Source organism: Paraburkholderia sacchari (genome assembly GCF_000785435.2).
GTDB classification, from domain to species: domain Bacteria; phylum Pseudomonadota; class Gammaproteobacteria; order Burkholderiales; family Burkholderiaceae; genus Paraburkholderia; species Paraburkholderia sacchari.
The window spans coordinates 14,861-40,768 of sequence record NZ_JTDB02000001.1; the positions used below are offsets into that span (position 1 = coordinate 14,861).

General features: G+C 66.4%; 22 protein-coding genes and 1 pseudogene. 15 read left to right on the top strand and 8 right to left on the bottom strand.

Features of this window, described 5'->3' with window-relative positions; translation table 11 throughout:
- Positions 1–569: 569 nt before the first annotated feature.
- The 5 genes and pseudogenes from NH14_RS33280 to NH14_RS00065 form a co-directional block, all read left to right on the top strand.
- Positions 570–1,094, top strand: a complete 525-nt coding sequence (locus tag NH14_RS33280; protein ID WP_237179488.1) for a hypothetical protein — start codon at positions 570–572, stop codon at positions 1,092–1,094.
- A 170-nt stretch (positions 1,095–1,264) separates the two neighbouring features.
- Complete coding sequence (locus NH14_RS00050) at positions 1,265–1,588, top strand: ArsR/SmtB family transcription factor (RefSeq protein WP_035530244.1); 324 nt, start codon at positions 1,265–1,267, stop codon at positions 1,586–1,588.
- Between the two features lie 69 nt (positions 1,589–1,657).
- Positions 1,658–2,719, top strand: coding sequence for an alkene reductase (locus tag NH14_RS00055; protein ID WP_035530243.1), 1,062 nt, complete (start codon positions 1,658–1,660; stop codon positions 2,717–2,719).
- Between the two features lie 180 nt (positions 2,720–2,899).
- Complete coding sequence (locus NH14_RS00060; protein WP_035530241.1) at positions 2,900–3,097, top strand: DUF3562 domain-containing protein; 198 nt, start codon at positions 2,900–2,902, stop codon at positions 3,095–3,097.
- 168 nt (positions 3,098–3,265) lie between these two features.
- Positions 3,266–3,499: pseudogene (locus tag NH14_RS00065) on the top strand (DUF2866 domain-containing protein); the annotation flags it as partial.
- A 195-nt stretch (positions 3,500–3,694) separates the two neighbouring features.
- Here the strand turns inward: NH14_RS00065 and dapA are convergent.
- The 4 genes from dapA to NH14_RS00085 form a co-directional block, all read right to left on the bottom strand.
- A complete protein-coding gene (gene dapA / locus NH14_RS00070; protein ID WP_035530239.1) occupies positions 3,695–4,549 on the bottom strand; it encodes a 4-hydroxy-tetrahydrodipicolinate synthase in 855 nt (284 codons plus the stop codon).
- Positions 4,550–4,850: 301 nt separating this feature from the next.
- Complete coding sequence (locus tag NH14_RS00075) at positions 4,851–5,306, bottom strand: bactofilin family protein (RefSeq protein ID WP_035530237.1); 456 nt, start codon at positions 5,304–5,306, stop codon at positions 4,851–4,853.
- A 97-nt stretch (positions 5,307–5,403) separates the two neighbouring features.
- Positions 5,404–5,775 carry a hypothetical protein gene (locus NH14_RS00080; RefSeq protein WP_035530234.1) on the bottom strand — a complete coding sequence of 124 codons (372 nt, stop codon included), beginning with the start codon at positions 5,773–5,775 and terminating at the stop codon, positions 5,404–5,406.
- Positions 5,768–6,802 carry a M23 family metallopeptidase gene (locus NH14_RS00085; RefSeq protein ID WP_084225759.1) on the bottom strand — a complete coding sequence of 345 codons (1,035 nt, stop codon included), beginning with the start codon at positions 6,800–6,802 and terminating at the stop codon, positions 5,768–5,770. Before NH14_RS00085 ends, NH14_RS00080 begins: the two co-directional genes overlap by 8 nt.
- A gap of 381 nt (positions 6,803–7,183) precedes the next feature.
- Between NH14_RS00085 and NH14_RS00090 the strand changes: the two genes are divergently transcribed.
- The 8 genes from NH14_RS00090 to NH14_RS00125 all read left to right on the top strand — a co-directional run bounded on the left by NH14_RS00090 (position 7,184) and on the right by NH14_RS00125 (position 17,252).
- The gene (locus NH14_RS00090; RefSeq protein WP_035530231.1) at positions 7,184–8,476 is read left to right on the top strand and encodes an aspartate carbamoyltransferase; all 1,293 of its coding nucleotides are present in this window, start codon (positions 7,184–7,186) and stop codon (positions 8,474–8,476) included.
- Between the two features lie 249 nt (positions 8,477–8,725).
- Positions 8,726–10,378, top strand: a complete 1,653-nt coding sequence (locus NH14_RS00095; protein WP_035530228.1) for an FAD-dependent oxidoreductase — start codon at positions 8,726–8,728, stop codon at positions 10,376–10,378.
- A 390-nt stretch (positions 10,379–10,768) separates the two neighbouring features.
- Positions 10,769–11,473: a (2Fe-2S)-binding protein gene (locus NH14_RS00100; RefSeq protein ID WP_035530225.1), complete on the top strand. Its 705-nt coding sequence runs from the start codon at positions 10,769–10,771 to the stop codon at positions 11,471–11,473.
- Positions 11,474–11,490: 17 nt separating this feature from the next.
- Complete coding sequence (locus tag NH14_RS00105) at positions 11,491–12,531, top strand: FAD binding domain-containing protein (protein ID WP_052148275.1); 1,041 nt, start codon at positions 11,491–11,493, stop codon at positions 12,529–12,531.
- Positions 12,528–14,759: a xanthine dehydrogenase family protein molybdopterin-binding subunit gene (locus NH14_RS00110; RefSeq protein WP_035530223.1), complete on the top strand. Its 2,232-nt coding sequence runs from the start codon at positions 12,528–12,530 to the stop codon at positions 14,757–14,759. Before NH14_RS00105 ends, NH14_RS00110 begins: the two co-directional genes overlap by 4 nt.
- Positions 14,760–14,888: 129 nt before the next feature.
- Positions 14,889–15,476, top strand: a complete 588-nt coding sequence (locus NH14_RS00115) for a nucleotidyltransferase family protein (protein ID WP_035530220.1) — start codon at positions 14,889–14,891, stop codon at positions 15,474–15,476.
- A gap of 133 nt (positions 15,477–15,609) precedes the next feature.
- The gene (locus NH14_RS00120) at positions 15,610–15,759 is read left to right on the top strand and encodes a hypothetical protein (RefSeq protein WP_165976784.1); all 150 of its coding nucleotides are present in this window, start codon (positions 15,610–15,612) and stop codon (positions 15,757–15,759) included.
- Between the two features lie 251 nt (positions 15,760–16,010).
- Positions 16,011–17,252, top strand: a complete 1,242-nt coding sequence (locus NH14_RS00125) for a PepSY-associated TM helix domain-containing protein (protein WP_035530217.1) — start codon at positions 16,011–16,013, stop codon at positions 17,250–17,252.
- A 10-nt stretch (positions 17,253–17,262) separates the two neighbouring features.
- Here the strand turns inward: NH14_RS00125 and NH14_RS00130 are convergent, their stop codons facing one another.
- Genes NH14_RS00130 through aepX form a run of 3 tightly spaced genes read right to left on the bottom strand, consistent with a single transcriptional unit; the run spans position 17,263 to position 21,279 of the window.
- Positions 17,263–18,330 (bottom strand): 2-aminoethylphosphonate aminotransferase, encoded by a 1,068-nt coding sequence (locus tag NH14_RS00130; RefSeq protein WP_035530216.1) that lies wholly within the window; start codon positions 18,328–18,330, stop codon positions 17,263–17,265.
- Positions 18,331–18,340: 10 nt separating this feature from the next.
- The gene (aepY, locus tag NH14_RS00135; RefSeq protein WP_035530213.1) at positions 18,341–19,549 is read right to left on the bottom strand and encodes a phosphonopyruvate decarboxylase; all 1,209 of its coding nucleotides are present in this window, start codon (positions 19,547–19,549) and stop codon (positions 18,341–18,343) included.
- Positions 19,546–21,279: a phosphoenolpyruvate mutase gene (gene aepX / locus NH14_RS00140; protein ID WP_052148274.1), complete on the bottom strand. Its 1,734-nt coding sequence runs from the start codon at positions 21,277–21,279 to the stop codon at positions 19,546–19,548. Before aepX ends, aepY begins: the two co-directional genes overlap by 4 nt.
- 392 nt (positions 21,280–21,671) lie before the next feature.
- Here aepX and NH14_RS00145 point away from each other — a divergent pair, with 392 nt between their 5' ends.
- Both NH14_RS00145 and NH14_RS00150 read left to right on the top strand, forming a co-directional pair.
- Positions 21,672–23,219 carry a methyl-accepting chemotaxis protein gene (locus tag NH14_RS00145; RefSeq protein ID WP_035530212.1) on the top strand — a complete coding sequence of 516 codons (1,548 nt, stop codon included), beginning with the start codon at positions 21,672–21,674 and terminating at the stop codon, positions 23,217–23,219.
- 131 nt (positions 23,220–23,350) lie between these two features.
- Positions 23,351–25,063 carry a peptidoglycan D,D-transpeptidase FtsI family protein gene (locus NH14_RS00150; RefSeq protein WP_035530210.1) on the top strand — a complete coding sequence of 571 codons (1,713 nt, stop codon included), beginning with the start codon at positions 23,351–23,353 and terminating at the stop codon, positions 25,061–25,063.
- Positions 25,064–25,096: 33 nt separating this feature from the next.
- On the opposite strand, the gene NH14_RS00155 is transcribed toward NH14_RS00150, so the two are convergent.
- The gene (locus NH14_RS00155; protein WP_052148273.1) at positions 25,097–25,819 is read right to left on the bottom strand and encodes a Crp/Fnr family transcriptional regulator; all 723 of its coding nucleotides are present in this window, start codon (positions 25,817–25,819) and stop codon (positions 25,097–25,099) included.
- Between the last annotated feature and the right edge of the window lie 89 nt (positions 25,820–25,908).

Below are 25,908 nucleotides of genomic sequence, written 5' to 3' on the forward strand. Positions count from 1 at the left end.
CGTTGACTACCAGGCACGCGGCTATCGCAATTGCCGTACCGCTTTCTGTGTACGAATATCCGATCGATAAAACCGATATTTATTGCGGACTCAATCAGTTTTGAGTCCGGTTCCAGCAACGGCCGGTCTGCTCTCCGGTTTGCAGCACCGAAGAGTTCGTCAGCACCTTGGGCTATCGAAGCCTCAATGCGCTCGTTGAACGGCAGATCTGGAACAGCCGGCTACGGCGTCCTTGTCATTGCCTGAAAAGGCGGTCAGGAGCACCGAAGCGCTGTAGAGATGATTCGTGTTTCACATACGTGTGGTACTTGCGCGCACTTCAATTGCTACGGACCTCGTGCAACGCATGACAACACTCTAGGTCACGCTTATGCGTAAGACATCGGCACGTTTCAACCAGTTACAACTGCAGGCTCATCTTCATTTAGTTAACGCAACTATTCTTCTGCAGGTAAGGGATTTTTTTCTCATGCCCGCAAGCGCGGAAGAAATTACTGACGAACCGTGAACGGTTGCATTTCGCCCTCGCGGTTCCTATGCTAATTGCACATCAAAAGAGGGAGGCAATCATGGGGACCCTGAAGCAACCAGGTCAGCTTGTGCCCACGTGCGTGCTGCTCATCGCCGGTGCGTATGCGACATCTGCCTGGGCACAGATCGCAAGACCCGTAGGAGCACAATATTCGGAGCCCACTGCGCCAATGGCTGCGCCGACTCAATCAGCTCCCGCGGCGCCAACCGCTCCGCCCTCCTCCACCGCGGCGCCTGCTCGCACGACAGCGCCAGCCGCGCCGCAGCAAATGCTCTACTACGTCTGCGGAAATATGAACATTGACGGACATGTGACATCGCCAGATCCACAGCATCCGTTCAATCTTGGCGTCTCGTTTGTTTCGTCGGGCAATTCGCCCTTGAACGAGGTTTCGGTCAAGGTAAGACGGCATGGCCGCGTGCTGATGGAATTCGTCGCAGCGGGTCCGCATTGCCTCTTTTCCGTGCCGGATGCGGAGTACCGCGTCGAAGGGACCTACCGCGGCGAGATGAAATTCGAAATCGTCCAGACCGGCACCATGAACGCACAGATCAAGTGGTAGGTGTCAGCCGGGCTTGAAAAGCGGTGCCCAGCCAGCGCGCCGGGCACGCCATACACCAATTTACACCGCGACTTTTGTTCGGCGCCTTCTGATACCCCTATTGAAATCGGTGTCATCGCCCATATCGTTAAAATGCGATATATGATTCGCACACTGACGATGCAAGCGCAATGAAGAAATCTCAACCGCCCCCAAAGCTCGACCTCGACGCCATCTACAAAGCGCTGGCCAACCCCGTGCGGCGCGAGATTCTCGCGTGCCTGCGCGAGCCGAAGATGCATTTCGCCGGCCAGGAACTCCCGTTCGAACACGGCGTTTGTGCGGGCCAGATCGACGCGTACTGTGCACTGTCACAGTCCACCGTATCGGCGCATCTGGCGGCTTTGCAAAAAGCCGGGCTCGTTACGTCGAAGCGCGTGGGCCAGTGGGTGTTTTTCAAGCGCAACGAAGCGGTCATTGAGGCATTTCTCGCCCACGCGAACAAACAGTTGTGAGCGCAAGCATCGGCTTCTTTTTATTCAAGGCTTCAACGCAGCGGGCCATGCCCGCAACAAGGTGAACATATGGCAACGCTTTTCGACCCCATCCAGATAGGCGATCTCACGCTGCCCAATCGCGTCATCATGGCGCCGCTCACGCGCCAGCGTGCAGGCGCTGCGCGCATGCCCAATGCGCTGATGGCGCGGTACTACGCGGAACGCGCAACGGCCGGCCTCATCATCAGCGAGGCAACCTCGGTCACGCCGCAAGGCGTGGGCTACGCAGAAACACCGGGCATCTGGTCGCAAGAACAGGTCGAAGGCTGGAAGATCGTGACCGAAGCCGTGCATGCCGCGGGCGGGCGCATCTTCCTGCAGCTATGGCACGTGGGCCGCATCTCGGATCCGCTCTTTCTCGACGGTGAACTGCCCGTCGCGCCAAGCGCGATTGCGGCGCAAGGCCACGTGAGCCTCGTGCGTCCGCAGCGCGCGTATGTCACGCCGCGCGCGCTCGCCACCGACGAAATCCCCGCCGTCGTCGCCGCGTTCCGCCAGGGTGCGATCAACGCGAAAGCCGCGGGCTTCGACGGCGTCGAGATTCACGGCGCCAATGGCTATCTGCTCGATCAGTTCCTGCAGGACAGCACGAATCAACGCACCGACGCCTACGGCGGTTCGATTGAAAATCGCGCGCGCCTGCTGTTCGAAGTCACCGACGCCTGCATCGGCGTGTGGGGCGCCAATCGTGTGGGCGTGCATATCGCGCCGCGCGGCGACGCGCACACCATGGGCGACTCCAACCCCGCCGCCACCTTTGGCTACGTGGCGCGCGAACTCGGCAAGCGCAAGATCGCGTTCCTGTTCGCACGCGAGTCGCTCGGCGAAAACCGTCTCGGTCCGCAATTGAAGGCTGAATTCGGCGGCCCGTACATTGCCAACGAGAAGTTCACGCTGGAGTCGGCGCAACGCGTGCTCGCCGACGGCGAAGCCGATGCCGTCGCCTGGGGCCAGCTCTTCATTGCGAACCCGGATCTGCCGCGCCGTTTTGCATTGAACGCGCCGCTCAACGCGCCGAATCCGTCGACCTATTACGCGCGCGGCGAAACCGGCTACACGGACTATCCGTCGCTGGAAAGCGTGGCCTGAGCCACAGGTGGATACACGGGCGGCCAGGGGGCCGCCCCTTCGTCATTCGTCTGAACGAACGATGTTCTCCGGTATTTTTTCCCGCGATTCCGATAGGCCGATTCAATTGGCGCGGTGCGTGAGTTTGTTCTTGAATTCGAACTCCGCCCACCCGGCTCATCCGCAGACTGGAGAACCTCCATGCTTCAAGTCGACGCCGAGAAAATCGTCCACAGTATCGCCGAAGAGACCAATACGCCTGAGGAAACCGTAGCCCGCATCTACGCCGACGCACTCGACACCTATCGCGCCGACGCACGCATCCACGACTATCTGCCGCTCTTCGCGGCGCGCAAGGTTCGCGCGACGCTGCAGCAAAACAGCACCAAGCCGCACTGATGACTGCACGCACCCCGTTGGTGCGCCGCGCCCATGCCCCGGACGCGGCTCTTAAGTCTGGTTTAATTCTTCGCTGCAAACATACGCTCACCCCTGTTGAGCCGCCGGAGCATCGGCGGCGTTTTTTTGCGCCGTTAACCGCGCAGTTAGCCGAGGAGGAGCGAGGTCATGGTTGATAACGACGACGTGCTGATGCACTTGCAGTCCCTGCTGCGCGACAGCTCGACTAACCGCATCGCGTCGTGCCGCGTTTCCACGCCGCTGCAGAATCCGTGGGGCCGCGCGTATCGGCTCGTCGAATGGACCACGCTGCTCGACGACGACGCGCGCCGCCAGGTCGTGCCCGCCGAAAGTTCGGCGCTCGATATTGCGCGTCTCGTGGCGGAGCACGTGCCCGGACGCCGAATCCTGCTCAACGGCGAGACGGTGGACACCGATCGCCCGCGCACGCGGCGCCGCTCGCGCAGCCGCGCGAACGCAGGCGCAAGCGCGCATATCGCGGGCTAAAGGCTCGCGCACGTCCCATACTCCAGGACGCGCCCATCTTCGCGCGGCAAATTTCACCGCGCGATATTCGGCGCGCGGTTGTTCCGCCGTTTACGCCACCATCTTTCCCAACGCTTCTTCCAGCGCGGCGCTCGCGCAAGTCATCGGCGCGCGCAGCTCATTGCGAATGAACCCGCGCCGCGCGAGCGCCGCCTTCACCGGCCCCGGATTCGGCTCCGCGAACGCCGCGCGCACGAGTGGTACGAGTGCGTGCCAGAGCGCGCGCGCATCGGCGAGACGCCCCTCGCGCAACGTGCGCTCCATCGCCACAAAACGCTCCGGCAACAGATGCGCCGATGCCGCAATCGCGCCGCTCGCGCCCGCGCACAGCGCGCCGAACATCTCGATGTCCTCGCCGCACAGCACCTGCAGGCGGCCGTCGAGAATCAGCGCGAGCGTCTTCGCAAGCGAGCCGCCGCAATCCTTCACCGCGACGATGCGCGCATGGCCCGCGAGGTCGAGCAGCGTCGGCAATTCGAGTTGCACGCCCGTGCGCGCGGGAATGTCATAGACGATCACGGGCTTGCGGCTCGCATCGGCCAGCGCCGCGAAGTGGCCGGCCACGCCGGCCTGCGACGGGCGAATGTAATACGGCGCAGCCGCCAGCACGCCTGCAACAGGCATCTCGTTGAGCGCGGCAATCCGCTCGCACACCGACTGCGTATGATTGCCGCTCACGCCTGCGACCACCGGCATACCGCCCGCGCCCGCGAGCACGGTGGCGAGCACGGCGTCCTGCTCGCGCTCCTCGAGCGCGGCAGGCTCGCCGGTCGTGCCGAGCGCGACGAAGCCCGTTACGCCCGCTTGCGCGTAGTGGCGCACGAGCGCATCGAGCGCCTCATGATCGACCGCGCCGCGATGGAACGGCGTGACGAGCGGAATCCAGATACCCGAAAACGAAGACATGATTTTCCCTTGTACGTGACCGTGTGAAAGGTCCGTCGAACCGTACGCGGGAGTCGGGCAAGCCAGGAGGGAGGAAGAGGCGGGGCGCCGCCGGCAGGCCGTTCCATCGCACCATCCGACGGAACAGCATGCTCCGGTCAGATGAGCGGCTGTTTTTTGGCTTTGGCTTTCACGCACGCGCACGAGGCCAGCGCGCGCGCCAGCATCGCGCGCGAAGCGGCGACGGCAAATGGCGTGACGAAGGGACTCGGCTGACGTGGCATGTCGGGGAGTGTACTGGAAATCGCGCGCGCCCTGGCGCTCAGTCGAGCACCTCGACGTCGGTAACCGACGAAACCGACGAAGCCGACGTAACCGACGCGTCGGGCAGCAGGCTCGGCGCCTCGCCCGGGTCGCGCCTGGTGAGCTTGCCGTCCACGCTCGCGCCGCAATCCATCCGCAATTGCTGGTAGTAGATGTTGCCGACCACGTGCGCATTCGACTGCAATTCGACGAAATGATCGGCGATCACGTCGCCCACGATGCGCCCGTTGACCACGATGTCGTAGCCATGCACATTGCCCTGCACGGCGCTGCGCTCGCTCAGCACGAGCAGCGTCTGCGCGCCCGCCTTGCTCGTCACATTGCCGCTCACCTTGCCGTCGAGCCGCAGCCCTTCGGTGAATTCCAGATTGCCGGTGACGTGGACATCCTCGGCGATCAGCGTCGCGAGCTTGGTTTGGGCAATGCCCGGCTGAGGTTTCTTCTTGTTGAACATGAGTCGTACCGTTGCGGTTGATTACGGTGGATTCCAGATGGTCTTGTCGAGGCCGGCTAGAGACGCGAATTGGGGCGGCGTAAATCGGCCACAAGCTTTAGCGCGCGTTCGAGCGCGCGCCGTGGTTGCGCAGGAACACCAGTTCGGCTTGTAGCTTCGTGGTCTCGGCCTGCGCCGCGTCCGCTGCTTTCTGCAAGGCCGAGCGCGCGGCGCGTTCCTGCTCCAGCGCGAGTTCCGCATTCGAGAGCCGCGTTTGCAGCACATCGGGCGCCACGGCGGGGCACTGCCCGGCGTCACCGGCATGCAACACCCACGCGGCAAGCCCCGCGCCAGCCGACGCCGCAGCAGCGGTCCACGCGAGCGCCACGCCCCAGCGCCATGCGCGCGAACGCACCGGCTGCAACTCGAATTCGCGCTGCGTATCGCGATGCGGGCGGCGCTGGCGCGCGGAACCTCGTGCGTCAGCCATGGCCTCTTGCAGTTCCGTTTGCGCCGGCGCTTTCCGCCCCGCTTTCCGCCCCGCTTTCCGCCCCGCTTTCCGCCCCGCTTTCCGCCCGATAGGCGCCAAACAGCGCGAGATAGTCGTCGGGATCGACCTGCACGCCCTTCACGATCACTTCGAAGTGCAGATGCGGGCCCGTCGAGCGCCCGGTCGAGCCAACGTCGGCGATATGCTCGCGCGGCAGCACGATCTGCCCCACCCGCACGCCGATCTTCGACGCATGGCCATAACGCGTCACGAAACCGTTGCCGTGATCGATCTCCACCGCATTGCCATAGCCCGACTTCACGCCCGCGAAAATCACGCGGCCTCCAGCGGCGGCGAGAATCGGCGTGCCCGTGGGCGCGACGATATCGAGCCCCGGATGAAAGCTCAGGCGCTGCGTGAACGGATCGAGGCGGTTGCCGAACGGCGAGCCGGGCCGGCCCGCTTCGGTCGGGCGGCGGCCGGGGAACGCATCCCATGCGGCCTCGTGCTCCGCCGCGGACCGCTCGAGCGCAGTGAGCGTGGCGGCCATGCAGTCGACCTCGCCGTTGATGGCGTGGACGTTGGCGCGCGCGGCGGACGCCTCGACGCAGCGCCGTGGCGCAAGCGCGGGACCGCCCTCGCCGCCGTCATCGTCGCCGGAGCGCGTGGAGGGCACGGCAGGCGCCGCCGCGGCGCCGCGCGGCGTTTGCGCGCGCAAACGCTGGTCGAACTGGCGCAATTCGGCAATCCGCGAGACCAGACGCTCGATGCGAGGATCGAGCAGCGCGATCGAGGCGTTCATGCGGCCGATCTCGCCCACTACGTAATGGTGCGTGGCCTCGCCTGCCGCGCTCGCGGGTGCGGAACCCGTGCCGCTATAACGGCCGATGGCCACGCCGCCAGCCAGCGTGATGACCGCCGCCGCGCACGCAGCGGCCACCGCCGTGCGGCGCGCGGCGCGGTGCGTGACGAAACGGGTTTCGCCGCTGGAAAGCTCGTCGACCGAGCTGGACCACGGCATCTTCATGGCGCGCTCCGGCGCTGCCGCTTCGCGCGCAGGCGCGCGGCGCACGACACCAGGGTACAGAACAATGCGTACATCTCAGGTTGCGGAAGCCGACATGCGCCGGCCCATCCAAAATCGAAACCGCGATTATGGTGGCGCCTCAAAAATGCCCATCCCGATAAAGGGGACGCTCGGGGAAAAGCGCAATCAGAAGAGCCTGTCAGCCCGGGAATCTGCTGCACTGCGGCATACCCAGCGCCCTCGACAGCGTATTCGCCAAGGCGCTGCGCTACGTTGCCGCATCCAGTCCCGCTCCTGTGCCGCACGAAAGGCCTTGACTTCTCGCGCTGCCACACTAATATACGCACCGCGTACATCAACCAGACATCACAGGTGCCAGCCATGAGCGTTCCGCAACAAGCCTTCCTCCGCGACGCCATGCGGCGTCTGAACATGACCCGCGACGCCTTCGCGAGCCGCATCGGCGTGTCGCGCCGGGCGCTCGACACATGGCTGCTGCCGGAAGAGTCGCAGGAATCGCGCGCCATGCCCGAGATCGTCGAGCGTTTTGTCTCGGAAATCGTGGGCAGCGGCGAGCCGCGCGAAATCTATACGCAAAGCGTAGAGTCGCGCTCGCTGGCGAGCCAGATGGAGTTCGAAGGCAAGCCGCAACTGCTGTCGGTCGACCAGTTCTCGCGCGACTCTGTGGAAGCCCTCTTCCGCGTGGCCGACATCATGCAGCCCATCGCGCGCCGCCGGAAAATCTCACGCGTGCTCGAAGGCGCGGTGCTCGGCAACCTGTTCTTCGAGGCCAGCACTCGCACCCGCGTGAGCTTCGGCGCCGCGTTCTGCCGGCTGGGCGGCTCGGTGTGCGACACCACGGGCTTCACGTTTTCGTCGATGGCCAAGGGAGAATCGATCTACGACACCAGCCGCGTGATGGCCGGCTACGTGGATGCGATGGTGATTCGGCATCCTGATCAAGGCTCGGTGGCCGAATTCGCGCGCGCCGTGAACATTCCCGTGATCAACGGCGGCGACGGCCCCGGCGAGCACCCGAGCCAGGCGCTGCTCGACCTCTACACGATCCAGCGCGAATTCTCGCGCCTCGGCAAGATCGTCGATGGCGCGCATATCGCGCTGGTGGGCGATCTCAAGTACGGCCGCACCGTGCACTCGCTCGTGAAGCTGCTCGCGCTCTATCGCGGCATCAAGTTCACGCTGATCTCGCCGCAGCAGCTCGAAATGCCCGCGTACATCGTCGACAAGATCTCGACCAACGGCCACGTCGTCGAGCAGACGCACGACCTGCGCGCCGGTCTGCGCGGCGCGGACGTGGTGTATGCCACGCGCATCCAGAAGGAGCGCTTCGCCGACGAATCGTTCGAAGGCTACACGCCCGAATTCCAGATCAACCAGGCGCTGATGGACGAGTGCTGCAGCCCCGAGACGCTCGTGATGCACCCGCTGCCGCGCGACAGCCGCCCGGGCGCGAACGATCTCTCGACCGACCTGAACCACGACCCGCGCCTCGCGATCTTCCGCCAGACCGACAACGGCATTCCGGTGCGCATGGCGATCTTCGCGGTACTGCTGGGCGTCGAGAACCTCGTGCAGCACTCGATGCGCGATGCCGTGTGGCGTCCGCCTGCCTACCTCGGCCCGGACGACGCCGTGTTTCACGGCATCGACTGAGACACGCGAGGGGCGCCGCGTGAATGCGCGCCCCGCTGACCGTTCATCGACAATCGGCCCGCACGCGCATATCGCGCTTGCGGGGCGATGCGCTTTTCTGGCGAGGGCGATTCCTCAGTCGATTGATCCGGCCAACGCCAGCCGGAGCGCCGCCTATACTGCATGAAACGCCCGCGCCGCAAGATGCGGGCGCCATGACGCGTCGAACTCCCTTCGTCGTTTCCTGCTTGCCCGCTCATTGGCGATGCCATGCTGACCATAGACGAAATTCGTGCGATCCCCCTCTTCTCCTCGCTGCCCGACACCGAACTCGAACGCCTCGCACAGACCTCCGCGGATTTGCATCTGAGCCCCGGCGAATACGCCGTGCACGAAGGCGGCGAGCGTGCGCTCTATGCCGTGCTGTCCGGCAAGATGGAGGTGGTCAAGCTGTTCGACGGCGTCGAGCGCACCCTCGGCTGGCGCGTGCCTGGCACGATCTTCGGCGAAGTGCCGCTCGCACTCAGCTCGCCGTTTCCTGGCGCCTATCGCGCAGCCGAGCCCTCGCGCGTCATGCGCGTGGATGCTCAGCACTACTACTCGCTTGCCGCCGCCTCGCCCGACGTCGCCATACGCATGGGCGCGCTCGCGCGCGAACGCATCGGCGGTTTGCAGGGGCTCTCCTCCGAGCCGCCGAAAACGCGCGTGACCATGGTCGGCGCGCGCTGGGACCCCGCCTGCGCGAACCTGCGGCAGTTTCTCGCTCGCAACCAGATCAGTTGCGAGTGGCTCACGCCCGACGCGCCGGAACTCAAAAGCCGCTGGGATGGCCCCTGTCCCGAGGATCACGCGTGCCCGAGCTTGCGTCTCGCCGATGGAACGCTGCTCGCGCGCCCCGCCACGCGCGAGGTCGCGGAGCGGCTTGGCTTGCAGACCCAGCCGAAACTCGACGAATACGACACGCTCATTATCGGCGGCGGGCCGGCCGGGCTCGCTGCGGCCGTCTATGGCGCATCTGAAGGACTGCGTACCATTGTGGTCGAGCGCGAAGCGCCCGGTGGACAGGCCGGCACCTCGTCGCGCATCGAAAATTATCTCGGCTTTCCCGGCGGCATTTCCGGCGACGAACTGGCGAGCCGGGCCTTGCAGCAGGCGAGGCGGCTGGGCGCCGAGATCCTGGTCACGCGCGCCGTCGCGCGCATCGATACGGCCGCGCACGCTGTCCATCTCGACGGCGGCGACGTGGTGCGTGCGCGCACCGTGATCCTGGCAACAGGTGTCGCATGGCGGCGCCTCGAGATCGAAGGCTTCGACCGCTTCATCGGCAAGGGCATCTATTACGGCGCGGCGCGCAGCGAGGCAAGCGGTACGCACGGGCTCGACGTGTATCTGATAGGCGGCGGCAATTCATCGGGCCAGGCCGCGCTATATTTCGCGAGCCATGCGCGCAGCGTCACGCTGGTCTTGCGCGGCGACTCGCTCGAAAAGAAAATGTCGCGCTATCTCGTCGAACAGATCGCCGCACAATCGAACGTCTGCGTCGAGTTGAACACCGAAGTAGTCGGCGTGCACGGAGACACGCATCTTACCGGCATCGACATGCTCAATACGAAGAACGCGAGCGTGAGCCAGCGCGAGTGCGGCGGCCTGTTCGTCTTCATCGGCGCCGACGCGCAAACGGACTGGCTGCCGCCCGAGGTCGCCTGCGACAAGCGCGGCTACGTGCTGACCGGCGACGACATCGTGAAAGCGGGACGCTGGTCGCACCGGCGCGATCCCTGGCTGCTCGAATCGAGTGTGCCCGGCATCTTCGCCTGCGGCGACGTGCGCCTGAGCCCGGTCAAGCGCGTGGCCTCTGCCGTTGGCGAGGGCAGCATGGCAATTGCCTTCGTGCATCGCTACCTCGATGAAGTGCGCGAATAGCGCGGCCTGTTGAAAGGCGCCGCTCGCGTTCGCAGCCGGCCCGCACGGACCACACCGAACACACCGAACACACGGCAGCGCCATTCTGTCCGTCACGCCAGCTTTGCGACGGCCTCATGCCAGCTTCGCGACAGCGTTGCGACAGCAAGCACTTTGTCCCGTAAAACGCGCGTTCAAGCGCTTTACTTTCCCCTTTGACAAGCGCAACGTGCAGTTCTGATCGCAGCGGCAAGGGCCATCTTCCCGAGCAGGCGCGGCATCGGATTTGCTGCATTGTGACGACCGCGCCACGCAAGCCTGCGCGACCATGCGACTTGCGTTTCTGCTGCGTTTCGCACCCTGCGTCGCACGCTTTTCGTCTTGCCTTCGTTATGGAGTCTGTCGAACGCCATGTCCAACGAACGCCCCCTCGACACGTCGCGCGACTGCGACGACGCGTCCCCTGCTCCCGCCGACGTCACGCGCCGCCGCTTCCTGCAATCGGCCGCCGCTGCCGCCGCGCTGGGCAGCGTGCCTCATCTGCATGCGCAGAACGCGCCGCCCTCCGCCGATGCCGCCAAGCCACCGCCCTCGCTCGCGCCCACCCAGCCGGTCAAGCTCGACATCAACGGCCGCGAGTACGTGCTTCATATCGAACCGCGCGTGACGCTGCTCGACGCGCTGCGCGACTACGCCGGTCTCACCGGCACGAAGAAAGGCTGCGACCGCGGCCAGTGCGGCGCTTGCACGGTGCTCGTGGAAGGCCGCCGCATCAACAGTTGCCTCACGCTCGCCGTGATGCACGAGGGCCAGCGCATCACCACGGTCGAGGGCCTCGCAAGCGCGGATGCGCCCAGCGCCGTGCAACGCGCCTTCATCGAACGCGACGCGCTGCAATGCGGCTACTGCACGCCCGGCCAGGTGTGCTCGGCCACGGCCTGCCTCACGGAATTCGCAGCCGGCGCAGCCAGTGCCGCGACCGCCGACGTGGGCACGCCGCCCACGCAACTGAGCGACGCCGAGATTCGCGAGCGCATGAGCGGCAACCTCTGCCGCTGCGGCGCCTATGCCAACATCGTGGCCGCCGTGCGCGACGCGCACGCGGCCAGCGCCTGAAAGAAAGGAGCACGGCCATGGACGCGTTCTCCTTGCAGCGCGCCGACGACATCGACGCCGCCATTGCCGCCGCCCAGCAGCCGGGCGCGGCCTTTATCGGCGGCGGCACGAATCTGCTCGACCTCATGAAAGGCGGCGTCGCGCATCCGCTCAAGCTCATCGACATCACGCGCATTGCCGCGCTCGGGAACATCGAGACCTTGCCCGATGGCGGCCTGCGCATCGGCGCGCTCGTGCGCAATAGCGACGCTGCGAACCACGCGCTCGTGCGCACGCGCTACCCGCTGCTCACGCAGGCCTTGCTCGCGGGCGCGTCGCCGCAACTGCGCAACATGGCCACCGTGGGCGGCAATCTCATGCAGCGCACGCGTTGCGCATACTTCTACGACACCGCGTTCGCGCAATGCAACAAGCGCGCGCCCGGCAGCGGCTGCGCCGCGCGCGAGGGTTTCAATCGCATGCACGCAATTCTCGGCGCGAGCGCGCAATGCGTGGCTGTGAATCCGTCCGATATGAGCGTGGCGCTCGCGGCACTCGACGCCACTGTGCAGGTGCGCGGCCCGCGCAGCGCACGCGCGATTCCGATCGCGCAGTTTCACCGGCTGCCCGCCGATCGCCCCGATCAGGACACGACGCTCGCGCCCGGCGAGCTGATCACGTCGGTGGACTTGCCGCCGCCCGCGTTCAGCGATCACACGCACTACCTGAAGCTGCGCGACCGTGCGAGCTATGCGTTCGCGCTCGTTTCCGCGGCGGTGGCGTTGCAGCTCGATGGCCAGCGCGTGCGCGCTGCGCGCATCGCGCTAGGCGGCGTCGCGCACAAGCCCTGGCGCGCGAGCCGCGCCGAGCAGCACCTCGCGGGGCACACGCTAGACGCGGCCACGTTGCGCAGCGCCGCCGCCGCGGAACTGGCGCAAGCGCAGCCGCTCTCCGGCAATACGTTCAAGGTCGAGCTCGCGCAGCGCGCGATCGTGCGCGCCACGATGCTGGCTGCGGGCAGTCCGGTGACGCACATAAGCGGCATAAACGGCACAAGCGGCACGGGAGAACGCGCATGAACAAGCTAATCGGACAGCCGGTCGACCGCATCGACGGCATGCTCAAAGTCACAGGCGGCGCGAACTATGCGGCGGATTTTCCCGAGGCGCGTCTCGCGCACGCGGTGCTCGTGACGAGCACGGTGGCGAGCGGCACGATCGCGTCGATCGACACGACCCGCGCACGGGCCATGCCGGGCGTGCTGCTCGTGATGACCTGGCAGAACGCAATGCGCCTGCCGAACGCGGGACGCCCGCCCATTTCGCCGCCCGCAGTGCGGCGCCTCACGCTGTTGCAGGACAACGTCGTGCGCTACAGCAACGAGCCCGTCGCGGTCGTGGTGGCGGATACGCTCGAACACGCCGCCGACGCCGCGCAGCACGTAAGCGTGACCTACGCCGCCACGCCGGCGACGCTCGACTTCGCGCGCGCGAAAGCGCAAGCGCACGCACCGGCCGCGATGCCTGGGCGTCCGGTCGATTCGCAGCGTGGCAATGTGGAAGCGGGCATGCACGAAGGCGCACTGCACATCGCCGCGGTCTACAGCACGCCCACGCAGTTCCACAATCCGATGGAACCGCACGCGACGATGGCGCGCTGGGACGGCCCCGAACTCACGCTCTACGACGCGACCCAGGGCGTGACGAACGATCGCGCCGCGGTGGCCGCCGTATTCGGCATCCCGGCGGACAACATCCGCGTGATCTCGCCATTCATCGGCGGCGGCTTCGGTTGTAAGGGATCCTCATGGTCTCACGTGAGCCTGTGCGCGATGGCCGCGAAGCAAACCGGCCGCCCCGTGCGCCTTGCCGTCACAAGGCCGCAGATGTTCGGGCTGGTGGGCTCGCGGCCGCACACGGAGCAGCACCTCTCGATTGCCGCGCGCGCGGACGGCACGCTCACCGGCGTGCGCCACGACACGCTCTCGCACACTTCGGCGTTCGAGGACTGGACCGAGATGTCGGGGCTCGTCACGCGCATGATGTACGCGTGCCCGAACCTGAGCACGAGCCACCGCGTCGTGCCGCTCAACGTCGGCACGCCCACCTTCACGCGCGCGCCCGGCGAAGCCACCGGCTCGTTCGCGCTCGAATCCGCGATGGACGAGCTGGCGTGGCGCCTGAAGATGGACCCCATCGCGCTGCGCCTGAAAAACTACGCCGAAGCGGAGCCGCAGGACGGCAAACCATGGTCGTCGAAGGCGCTGCGCGAATGCTATACGGCGGGCGCGCAGCGCTTCGGCTGGTCGCGCCGCGTGAACGCGCCACGCGCGATGCGCGAGGGCAACACGCTGATCGGCATGGGCATGGCGGGCGCGACCTATCCGGCCAACCGCAGCGAAGCGGCGGCCATCGCGCGCATCCTGCCCGACGGCACCGCGATGGTTGCCTCCGGCACACAGGACATCGGCACCGGCACCTATACCGTGATGACCCAGGTGGCCGCCGATGCGCTCGGCTTTCCGCCCGACCGAATCCGCTTCGCACTCGGCGACTCGACGCTGCCTCGCGCGCCGGTCTCGGGCGGCTCGCAATCGGCGGCGAGCGTCTCGCCCGCCGTGCAGGCGGCGGCACGCGCCGCGCGCAACAAGCTGATCGCGCTCGCGATTGCGGATCCCGCTTCGCCGGTCCACGGCGCGGCTCCCGGAGACGTCACGGTCGCTGACGGCTGGGTCGTGTCGGCCAGCGACCCTGCGCGCCGCGACCCGGCCGCCGCCATCATCGCGCGTGCGGGCGGCAAGCCGATCGAGGCGCAAGCCACGGAGAAACCGGGCGCGGAGCGGCAGCAATACGCGTTCCACTCGTTCGGCGCGGTCTTCGCCGAGGTGCACGTGGACGCCGAACTCGGCACGCTACGCGTTGCGCGCATCGTCGGCGCTTACGACGTGGGGCAGGTGCTCAACGAGAAGACGGCGCGCAGCCAGTTGATGGGCGGCATGGTCTGGGGCGTGAGTACGGCGCTGCATGAAGACGCGATGCTCGACCCGCGCATGGGACGCTTCGCCAATGGCAATCTCGCCGACTACCACGTGCCCGTGAACGCCGACATCGGCGATCTGGACGTGCTGTTCGTGGGCGCGCCGGACTTGCGCTTCAATCGCCTCGGCGTGCGCGGCATCGGCGAGATTGGCATCACCGGCGTGCCCGCCGCGATCGCCAACGCGGTGTATCACGCAACGGGCGTGCGCGTGCGCGATCTGCCGATCACGCTCGACAAGGTGATGCTGCCGCGTCACGCATTCGCGTAACCCGCGCGTGACGATTGCATGACAGGCGCGTGACCACGGAACGCGCCGTGCGTTGCGCGTCTTCCGGGGTTGCCTCGCGCGCAGTTGCACCGCACAATCGACGCGTCCCCCTCTCGCGCGGCTCTCCCCATGGCCTATGCATCGCTCGCCACTGGCGTACTGCTCGCCGCCGGCACCGGATCGCGCTTCGATCCCGACGGTTTGCGCAACAAGCTCCTCGCGCCGCTGCCCAACGGCTTCAGCGTGGCTCACGAGGCCGCGCACCGGCTCTTGATGGTCACGCCAAAGGTGATTGCCGTGGTGCGCCCCGGCGCGGAAGCGCTCGCCCACGTCTTGAACGACGCCGGCTGCGACGTGGTGTTCGCCGCCGCCGCCGTGAGAGGAATGGGCGCGAGCCTCGCCGCGGCTATCAAGGCGGACGCCGAAGGAGAAGGCTGGATCGTGGCGCTCGCGGACATGCCGCGCATCGCGCCCGCGACCATCGAGGCCGTCGCGCGCGAAATCGATGCGGGCAAACCGCTCGTCGCGCCCTTTTATCACGGACAACGCGGCCATCCGGTTGGATTCGGGCTCGCGCATCGTGAGGCCTTGCACGCGCTCGACGGCGACACCGGCGCGCGTGCGCTGCTGAATTCGCCCGCGCTCACCCGCATCGACGTGGACGACCCCGGCATCCTGCGCGACGTCGATACCCCCGCCGATCTGAATGGGCTGTAGCCGCTTGCCGTCTCCCGCGCGCTGCCTGGCGCGTGCATGCGAAACCTCGCACGAGACGCGCCGATCGCCTAGGCTATAAGAACCATCCACACGTCGTGCCCGATCGGCCACGCCTGCGCACGAGGTACCCGCGATGATCTGCTCGCACACCAATCCGCTGCCCGACCCGCTCGCCGATCCCACGCGCGACCCCGAGCGCGATCCGCTCACACCGCCGCCGCCGGGACATCACGGCGAGGAGCCGCAACGTCCGGACGGCCCGCCGAACAAGGATCCGGTGTAGCGAGACGCCGCCACGCGCTGGCCGCCCGGCACACGCCGCCGAACGTTTTTTCTGCCCACCTCCGCTTCTTCCTGCTTTCGCGAAGCTTGCGTTCGCGTGCGCTTCTTTATAGAATGCGAACGATTCTTATTTGCAATAAACACTCACTCAACCGGATTCCACCAAACCATCGTGACCGCCTTCCAGACCGCGTCCGCGCGCGTTGACCGCCACACACGTTGCGTTCACCGCGCCCTCCCCGGCGCGCCCGCATGAGAGCCCTGCTGGTCCGCCTGCATCGCTGGTTCGGCCTCGGCACGGCGGCGTTCCTGTTTCTCGCCGGCCTCACGGGCGCCGTGATCGCCTGGGACCACGAACTCGATGCGGCGCTCAATCCATCGTTCTATCGCGCCGATACGCCCGGCGCGCCGCTGCCCGCGCTCACGCTCGCCCAGCGCGTGGAAGCCGCCGACCCGCGCGCGCAGATCAGCTACATGCCGCTCTCGGTCGAGCCCGGCCACACGTTCGTCGTGCGCGTGGAACCGCGCATCGACCCGAAGACCGGCGAGCCCTTCGCGCTCGGCTACAACCAGGTCGCGATAGACCCGGTCACCGGCGCGGAGCAAGGCCGCCGCATGTGGGGTGCGCCCTCGCTATCGCGCCTGAATCTGGTCCCGTTCCTCTATCAGCTGCACTACACGCTGTTCCTGCCGACCAGGATGGGCGTCGACTTCGGCGTCTGGACGATGGGCGTCGCGGGCATGGTCTGGCTGCTGGACGGCTTCATCGCCATCGTGCTCGCCTTTCCGAACCTCAAGAGCTGGCGCAAATCATTCGCCTTTCGCGTGAAGCGCGGCGGCTATGCGTTCACCTTCGACCTGCACCGCTCGGGCGGCGTCTGGCTCTGGGGCCTGCTGATAATGGTTGCGCTCACATCGATCTCGATGAATCTGGGCACGCAGGTCGTGCGCCCTGTGGTGTCGATGTTCTCGACGCTCGCGCCGGACCCGTTCCGCACAGCCGCGCCCGGCCCTCTGCTCACGCCCGCCGAAATCGCCTCGGCACGGGCGCGCATCGCCGCCGTGGCGCCCGCGCTGGGCCGCCTGGAAGGCATTGCCGCGCCGCCGGGCGGCCTGTTCGCGATGCCGGCGCTCGGCGCGTACGGCGTGGGCTACTTCGCGGCGGGCAACGATCACGGCGACGCCGGCCTCGGCAATCCCTGGCTCGTCATGAATGCACGCACCGGCGAGGTGATCGCGCGGCAAATCCCCGGACGCGGCAGCGCCGGCGACCTCTTCATCCAGGCGCAGTTTCCGCTGCACTCGGGACGGATCGCCGGATTGCCGGGGCGTATCGCAATGAGCTTCATGGGCGTGGCCGTCGCGATGCTCAGCGTGACGGGCGTGCTGATCTGGCTGAAGAAGGCGCGGGCGCGCCGCAAGAGCCCAAGCAAGCCCGCGAGAGATACGGCGGTGCGCGCGGGAGAACGCGCGGCGGGTGAGGCGCGCGTCTGAATCGCGACGGCTACTTCGCGACTGCGTCGAACGCCGCCAGCAATCGCTCAACATCGGCGGCGTGAATGTCGCCCATCGTCGAGATGCGGAACAGTTCCTTCGACAAACCGCCCTGCCCCGCATAAATCACGAAGCCGCGCGCCTTGAGCGCGTCGTGCAGCGTCGGATAGTCGACGCCGGCCGGCAGGCGGAACGCACGCAACACCACCGAGGACTCATCCTTCGGCAACACGCTTGCCATCCCGCGCGCCGCAAGACCCGCGCGCACCTGCTCCGAAAGCGCCGCGTAACGCGCATGACGCGCGTGCCAGCCGCCTTCATCAGCGAGTTCGCGCAGCGCTTCCACGAGCGCGTAATACGCATGCACGGAGGGCGTGAACGGCGTATTGCGCTGATCCTGGAGCGTGGCGAGGCGCTTGAGGTCGAGATAGTACGTGCGGCTCGATGCATTCGCGAGCGCCGCGCGGCGCACCACAACGAAGGCCGCGCCCGGCACGCCGTGCAGGCACTTGTTCGCGGTCGCGGCTACGGCGGCAATGCTCGTGTCGGCGAAATCGATGGCTTCGGCGCCGAAGCTGCTCACGCCGTCCACGAGCATCTGCACGCCGCGCGCGCGGCACGCCTCGCCCAGCGCGCGCAGATCGTTCAGCCGGCCCGTGGTGGTCTCGTGGTGGATGATCGCGACATGCGTGATCGCACGGTCAGCGTCGAGTGCCGCGCAAATGCGCGCGAGATCGGGCGCCGGCATCCATTCGTGCTTCACCACTTCGTGCGCGATCTGGTACTGCGCGGCGATCTGCGTGATGCGCTCGCCGTACACACCGTTCTCGACGATCAGCAGCTTGCCGTTGGCGGGCACGAGCGAGGCAATCATGCTCTCGACCGCGGCTGTGCCGGAGCCGGTCATGAGCACGGCCTGCCACTGCGCAGGGTCCAGATCGTAGACGCCCACGAGGCGCGCGCGCGCCTCTTCCTGAATGTCGAAAAATTCGCTTTCGCGGTGGCAGAGGTCTTCTTGCAGCAGGCTGCGGCGCACGCGCTCAGTAAGCGTGACGGGACCGGGATTGAGCAACAGCATCGGCAACTCCTTATCGTTCAACGGCAAGTTCCGCTGCTTGAGCGGGCGCGCCGATGTGGCGCATGAGACGCGCCTTCACCTCGGGCGGCGTGATGGTCGGACGCGGCAACCCATCGGGCGTGCCGCGACGGATAGTCAGGCGTACGAAGCGGGTGCCGTTCACCCCCGGGCCGTCCGCCGCACCGTTCGCGCCAGCGAGCACGGCGTCGAGCACCGCGAGGTCGTCGCTCTCCACGGCATCGGCGTAACCGCACGCCGCCGCCACGCCCGCGAACGACACTTGCGGCGAAACCGTCGCCTGGCCGCCTGTTGAATCGTGTGCGCCATTGTCGAGCAGCACATGCGTGAGGTTCGACGGGCCGTAAGCGCCAAGCGTCGCGAAAGCGCCCATGCGCATGAGCGCCGCGCCGTCGCCGTCGAGCGCCACCACGTTCAGGTCCGGGCGCGCGAGCGCAAGCCCGAGCGCGAACGGCGTGACGCAGCCCATCGAGCCGACCATATAAAGCTGGTTGGCGCGATCGTCGAGTGCGTAGAGTTCGCGGCCGCAGAAACCCGTCGATGCCACCACCACCGACGATTGCGCGGGCGTAGCCGCGATCACGCGTTCGAGCGCCTGCTGACGCGTGGGCAATTGATCAGGAGTCCGCTGCGTCCATTTCGATTGGGCGACGGGCAGCGCGTGCTTCTCGGGCATTGCGCCGCTACCCTTGAGTTCGAACGGCGCCACGCTGCCCTTTTGCATCACGAGCGCATACGGGCGGCCCGTCTCGTCCATATGCCTGAGCGCGCGATCGAGCGCCGGGCCGATGGCTTCCGCTTCCGTAGGGAACAGCTCCCACGGAATCTCCATCGTATCGAGCATCTGCGGCGTGACGGGGCCCATCAGCGCGTGCTGCGGCTCGTCGGAAACGCCAGGCTGGCCGCGCCACGTCACGATCAGCAATTGCGGCAGACGGAAGGTCCACGTGAGCGAAGTCAGCGGGCTCACGGCGTTGCCGAGCCCGGAATTCTGCATCATCGAGATGCCGCGCTTACCCGCGAGCGCCACGCCCGCGATCAGCGCGACAGCATCGCCCTCGTTCGCCGCCGACACGTAATGAAGCGACTCGTCCTGCAGCACGTAATTGATGAACGGCGTGAGGAACGAGCACGGCACGCCCGCGTACCATTCGAAGCCGCGCGAGCGCGCCGCTTCCACAAACTGTGCAGCTTCGATCATGCCTTGCCCTCCGACTTCGACTGCGTAGCGACGCCCGGCGTAGCGACGCCCTGAACAACAACGCCCTGCGCGAAATCCCCCGCGCGGCGGAAATCCTCGAGATCGTTCACGCCGCGCCAGTGGCCGCGCACGTATTGCACCTCGACCTGCTCGCCGTCCGCGATCAGCGCATTGAGGAGCGCGGGCATGTCGAGCGTGTCGAAGTCGGCGCGCGTTTGCAGTTGCGCGAGCTTTTTCGCAAGCTTCTCGCGGCCCGCGCCGCGCACGTTCATGAGGCCGATCCAGCGCCCATGCGGCGTCTCGCCATTCGCGGCCGGCTCACTCGCGATGCGCGCAAGCAGCACCTTGTTGCCGAACAGCCCCCTATCATCTCCCGACGAACACCACGCGAAGTCGCGCGTGCTGCTGCTCTCCGACTCCGGCGACGAATCGACCACCACGCTGAAGTCCGCCTCGCTTTCCACGAGATCGCGCAGGATGTAGCTGCGGAACAGCAGGTCGCCATACGAGATCACCGTGTCGTTCTTGAGCGTGTCGATTGCACACGCGAGCGAGGCGAGCTCGTTGGTCTGGCCATAGCGTTCGTTGCGCACAAGCTTCACGCCCGCAGTGTCGATGGCGTCGGCGCGATAGCCGCCCACCACCGTGATGTCGTTTACCGACTGCTTCTTGAACGCGTCAACGAGCCAGCGCAGCAGCGGCTTGCCCGCCACGGGCAGCATGACCTTGGGCTTGTCTTCGGTGAAGGCGTCGAGGCCCGAGCCCCGGCTCGCCGCCAGCACGATCGCCGATCCCGCCGTGCGCGATGCGCTCAGGTAGCGGTTTTCCGCTTCCGAATATTCATCGGCATCCTGAAGACGGAAGATTTCGTTGACGGACGCGATGCGGTCCTCCACATCCACGAGCGTCTGCGTCTCGTGAATCGTCTTCGCAACGGCTTGCATGGCCGAAGCCGAAGCGCGCACGAGATGGTTCGCCCAGATCACGACGCTGATGCCGGCCTTGCGGAACACGTCGGTGGGCGTGCTGTAGTACTTGGTGGGCACGATCACGAGCGGACCCCGGCCCGCCCACTCGCGCGCGAACGTGAGAATCTCATCGGGCTTCGAGAGCTTGCTGTGGATGAGAATCGCATCCGCGCCCGCGAGGCGATAGGCCTCGGCGCGCTTGAGCGCCTCGTCCATGCCCCAGCCCGCGATCAACGCTTCCACGCGCGCCACGATCGAGAAGTTCTCGTCGAGCTGCGAATCCTTGCCGGCCTTGATCTTGCCGCAGAACTCATCCATGTCGGCAAGCGGCTGCGCTTCGCCCTTGATGAAGCTATTGGTCTTCGGAAACTGCTTGTCCTCGATGCACACACCCGCAATGCCGCGCTGCTCGAGTTTGCGCACGAGACGGCGCACATTGTTGAAGTTGCCGTAGCCGGTGTCGCCGTCTAGCAGGATGGGCAGATCGCTCGCGTCGGCCATGAATTCGAGGTTGTCGACCACCTGGGTCCAGCTCGCTTCATTGTTGTCGCGCACGCCGAACTGCGCCGAAATCGATAAACCCGAGCCCCAGATCGCCTTGAAACCCGCCTCGCGCGCGATCCGCGCGGACAAGCCGTTGTGCGCTTCCATCAGGAATTCGAGTTCGTTGCTCACCAGCATGTGGCGCAGCCGTGCGCTGCGCGATGTGGAGGCAGCGGGGGGAACCGCAGCGGAAAACGTGGCGGGTTCGCGTGCGTTCATCGTGTCGCTCCATGGGACGACGCCGCGTCAGCAGCCGTGGCTGCGCCGCGCGCGTCGCGTCGTTGGGAAATCGGTTTGGGGCCGCGAAACATGCGTCGCGCCGCCGATGGTCCACGGCGGCGGCATGGGGCCGAAGCCGCGACTATATCGGAAATGATTCGTATCCGCCTTCAATTACAGCAGGAAGTGGCAAATCATGGAATTACAGTGAAATTTGTGGCTTTAAAGGGCGCTTTCTGCGCATTTTTGCGCCAACCGCTGCTGTGCACAGGGTTCATCCTGACTCGTGCGCCGGCGTGCGCGCGCCGTTATCACAGGCGGGCGTTGCCCCCTTTGCCGCAATTGCCGCCCCAGTGCAGCAACAACGCAGCCCTCGACCGACCAATCAGAAGATGACTCTCAACCAGAAACTCCGCTCGATGATCGCGATCCTCTGGATCGGCCTGCTCCTCATCGTCGCCTTCGGCGCGTGGCAAAGCCGCGACGACATGATCCGTGAACGGCGCGCACAGCTCGTCACGCTCGTGCAGGAAGCCACCAGTATTGCCAAGCATTACTACACACTTTCGCAGCAGAATGTTCTCACCGAAGCCGACGCGCAAAAGCAGGCGCTCGCCGCGCTCGCTGCCATCCGCTACGGGACGGACGGCTACCTGAGCATCAACAACTCGCAGTCGGTGATGCTGATGCACCCGATCAAGCCCGAGCTCGTCGGCAAGACGCTCACCGGCTTCAGCGACCCCTCGGGCAAACACCTTTTCGTCGAGCTTTCGCAGACCGCGAGCCAACCGGACGGCGGCTTCATCGACTATTTGTGGTCCAAGCCCGGCCAGACCGAGCCCGTGCCGAAGCTGAGCTACGCCTACCGTTTCGCGCCGTGGGACTGGGTGATCGTGACCGGCATGTACATGGACGACGTGCGCACCGCGTTCTACACGAACCTCCTGCGCTGGCTGCTCGCGACCTTCGTGCTCGGCGCCGCCGCCACGACCGTGATGGTGCTCGTGGTGCGCAGCGTTCGCAGCAGCATCGGCGGCGAACTCGAAGTCGCTGTCGAAACGGCCAACCGCATCGCCCATGGCGATCTCACCTCGCACGTTCAGGTTCAGGGCGGCAACGCGAAAAGCCTGATGCGTGCGCTCGCAACCATGCAGGGCGCGCTCGTGCAAACCGTTTCGCGCGTGCGCGGCGGCGCTGAGAACATCAACGTGGGCGCCAACGAGATTGCCGCCGGCAACACCGATCTTTCGCAGCGCACCGAGGAGCAAGCCGCGGCGCTCGTGCAAACCGCCTCGAGCATGGACCAGATGACCGCCAACGTGCGCCAGAACGCGGACAGCGCACAGCACGCCGCCACGCTCGCGAGCCAGGCCGCCGAAGTCGCCACGCGCGGCAGCGCGGTCGTCGGCGACGTGGTGCGCACGATGGGCGACATCACCACGAACTCGCAGCAGATTGGCGACATCATCGGCGTGATCGACGGTATTGCGTTTCAAACCAACATTCTCGCGTTGAACGCGGCGGTGGAAGCCGCGCGCGCGGGCGAACAGGGACGCGGCTTCGCCGTAGTCGCGGCGGAAGTGCGCAGCCTCGCGCAGCGTTCGGCGGCGGCGGCCAAGGAGATCAAGGCGCTGATCGAAAAATCGACGGGCACGGTGGCCGAAGGACAGCAACTCGTGACCAGCGCGGGCTCGACGATGAACGAGATCGTGCAGTCGGTGCGGCGCGTGCACGAGATACTCGAGGAAATCAGCCACGCGTCGCGCGAGCAGAGCGCGGGCATCGAGCAGGTGAACCGCGCCGTGGGTGAAATGGATCAGGTAACGCAGCAGAATGCGGCGCTGGTTGAGCAAGCTGCTGCGGCGGCGCATTCGCTCAAGGACCAGGTGACGGGGCTGCGCGAGTCGATTGCGAGTTTCAGGCTGCCGGTGGCGGGGTGAGGAAAAACACGAGCCTATCCACCCATTTCCCTGCGCCCGGTCATCCCGCTGCTGCGTCACGGCAGCGCAAATTTCAATTCAATTACATCGAGATTACAATAATGCATCGATAAATCCCCGCTCCCGCCCCGATGATCCGCTCCAGGAAACCGCCGCGCGACCCGCACGCCACGGCGACCCGCCATCCGATGCTGTCGCCGAAACTGCCCGCATGGCGCTCGAAGTTCATCGTGTTCGTCCTGTTCGCGGCCTTTGCCGCGCTCGCCGGCCGCGCGCTCTGGGTCCAGATCGTCAACCACGACTTCTACGTGAAGCAGGGGCAAAAGCGCTATCAGCGCACGCTCGAACTCGACGCCATGCGCGGGCGCATTGTCGACCGCCACGGCGCGCTGCTCGCCGTGAGCCTCGAAACTTTCGAGATCTGGGCCAATCCCAAGCTGCTCGACGAAGCCGCCTACGCGCCGCTCGCGAAGCTGCTCGCCATGCCACTCGCGGAACTACGCCGGCGCCTGCCGCGCGAGCGCTCGTTCGTGCTGCTCAAGCGCCAGGTCGACGCCGAAACCGCCGCTCATATCGACGAAATGGCCACCGGCGGCATCACGCTGATCGCCGACTCGAAGCGCTTTTACCCCGAAGGCGAATCCGCGGCGCACGTGGTGGGCTTCACCGACATCGAGGACCAGGGCCAGGAAGGCGTCGAGCTCGCGGCCAACGCGCGCCTGCGCGGCACGCCCGGCCAGCGCGAGGTGATCCGCGACCGGCTAGGCCGCGTGGTTTCGGAGCCGAGCGAGCGCGTGCTGCCGAAGAACGGCGATACGGTGCAGCTCACCGTCGACCGCCGCATCCAGCAGCTCGCCTATACGCAGTTGAAGGCGGCCGTCGCGAAGCATCACGCGGAAGCCGGCAGTGTCGTGGTGCTCGACGCGCAGAACGGCGAGATTCTCGCGCTGGCCAACTGGCCGTCGTTCGATCCCAACAATCGCGCGCGCCTCACGGGGCGTCAGTTGCGCAACCGCGCCGTGATCGACACCTTCGAGCCGGGCTCGACCATCAAGCCGCTCGTCGCGGCGCTTTCGATGGACCTGCACAAGGTCAACGCGAACACGATCATCGACACTTCTCCGGGTACGTATCGCATCGGCCCGGCCGTGATCCACGACACCTCGAACCATGGCCGCATCACGGTGGCGCAAGCGATCCAGATGTCGAGCAACATCGCGCTCACGAAGATGGCGCTGAACCTGCCCGCGCAAACCATCTGGAACAAGTATCAGGACTACGGCCTCGGCATGCGGCCCGATGTGACGTTCCCCGGCGCCGCCGCGGGCCGCGTGCGGCCCTGGGCGCGCTGGCGACCTATCGAGCAGGCGACCATGGCTTACGGCTACGGCCTCTCGACTTCCCTCTTGCAGATCGCGCAGGTCTACACCGCGTTTGCCGGCGACGGCACGATGTACCCCGCGAAGCTGCTAAGCGGAGAGCCGCGCTCGCCGGGCGCGGCGCCGCGCGCGGTGACGACACCGGCCACGGCGGCGTCGATGCGCAAGATGCTGGAAATGGCCACGAGCGAAGGCGGCACCGGCCGCGCGGCGAACGTCGAGGGCTACCGGATCGGCGGCAAAACCGGCACCGCGCGCAAGCAGATCGGCGCGGGTTACGCGAAGAACCGCTATCGCGCGCTGTTCGTCGGCATGGCGCCGATGAGCGCGCCGCGCGTGGTCGTCGCGGTGATGATCGACGACCCCGCCGGCGGCTCGTTCTACGGCGGCACGGTGGCGGGGCCGGTGTTCTCGGGCGTCATGCAGGGCTCGCTGCAATTGCTCGGCGTTCCGCCGGACGCGTGAGCGGGTTGCGGCGAGGCTAACGCGCGCCGCCACTCAAATCTGATCGCGCCCAAACGCGCGCAACGCGCCGAGATCCACCACATCCACGCGGTTATACGAAAGCGTGACGAGCCCTTCGCGCTCGAGCGTCTGCAACGCCTGATTGACGCGCTGCCGCGACGCCCCCGCGAGCATGCCGATCTCTTCCTGCGAAATCTCGAGCGCGTGGCCCGTTTCCGGATACAGGTCGGGGTTGAACATCTGCGCGAGCGCCTGCGCCACGCGCGCATCGACGTCGAGCAGCCGGCTATTCTGGATCAGCGCGATGAACTCGCCCATGCGATTGTTCAACTGATGAATCACGAAGCGGTTGAACGGCAGGCTGCTGTCCATGAGCCGATGAAACGTGTCCGCCGGCACCGCCATCACAAGCGAGGGCTGCAGCGCGATCACGTCGTACTTGCGCGGCTCGCGCTTGATCACGCTGCCCTCGCCGAACCAGCCGCCATGCGGCACGCCCGAGAAGGTGCAGCCGCGCCCCGACGCATTGAAGATGGCGAGCTTCACGAGCCCGCTGCTCACGCCCAGCCAGTAAGCGGAAGGCGCGTCGCGCGCGGCCACGATCGCGCCCGCGGCCCACGCCTGCGCATGCGAGGTTTCGAGCACCCATGCGCGGTGCTCGGGCGCGAGCGTGCGAAACCATGCGCAGCGCTCGAACAGCGCCGCGAGTTGCGCCGCATTGCGCGCGTCGATCCGGCCCGTGGCCACTGTGGCCATCGTGGCAAGCGGGTCCTTAGGAGGAACAGGATCCGGGGGGATAATGGGCTGCGTCATCGCGCTTATCTGAATTACCTGGAGGTCGGTCA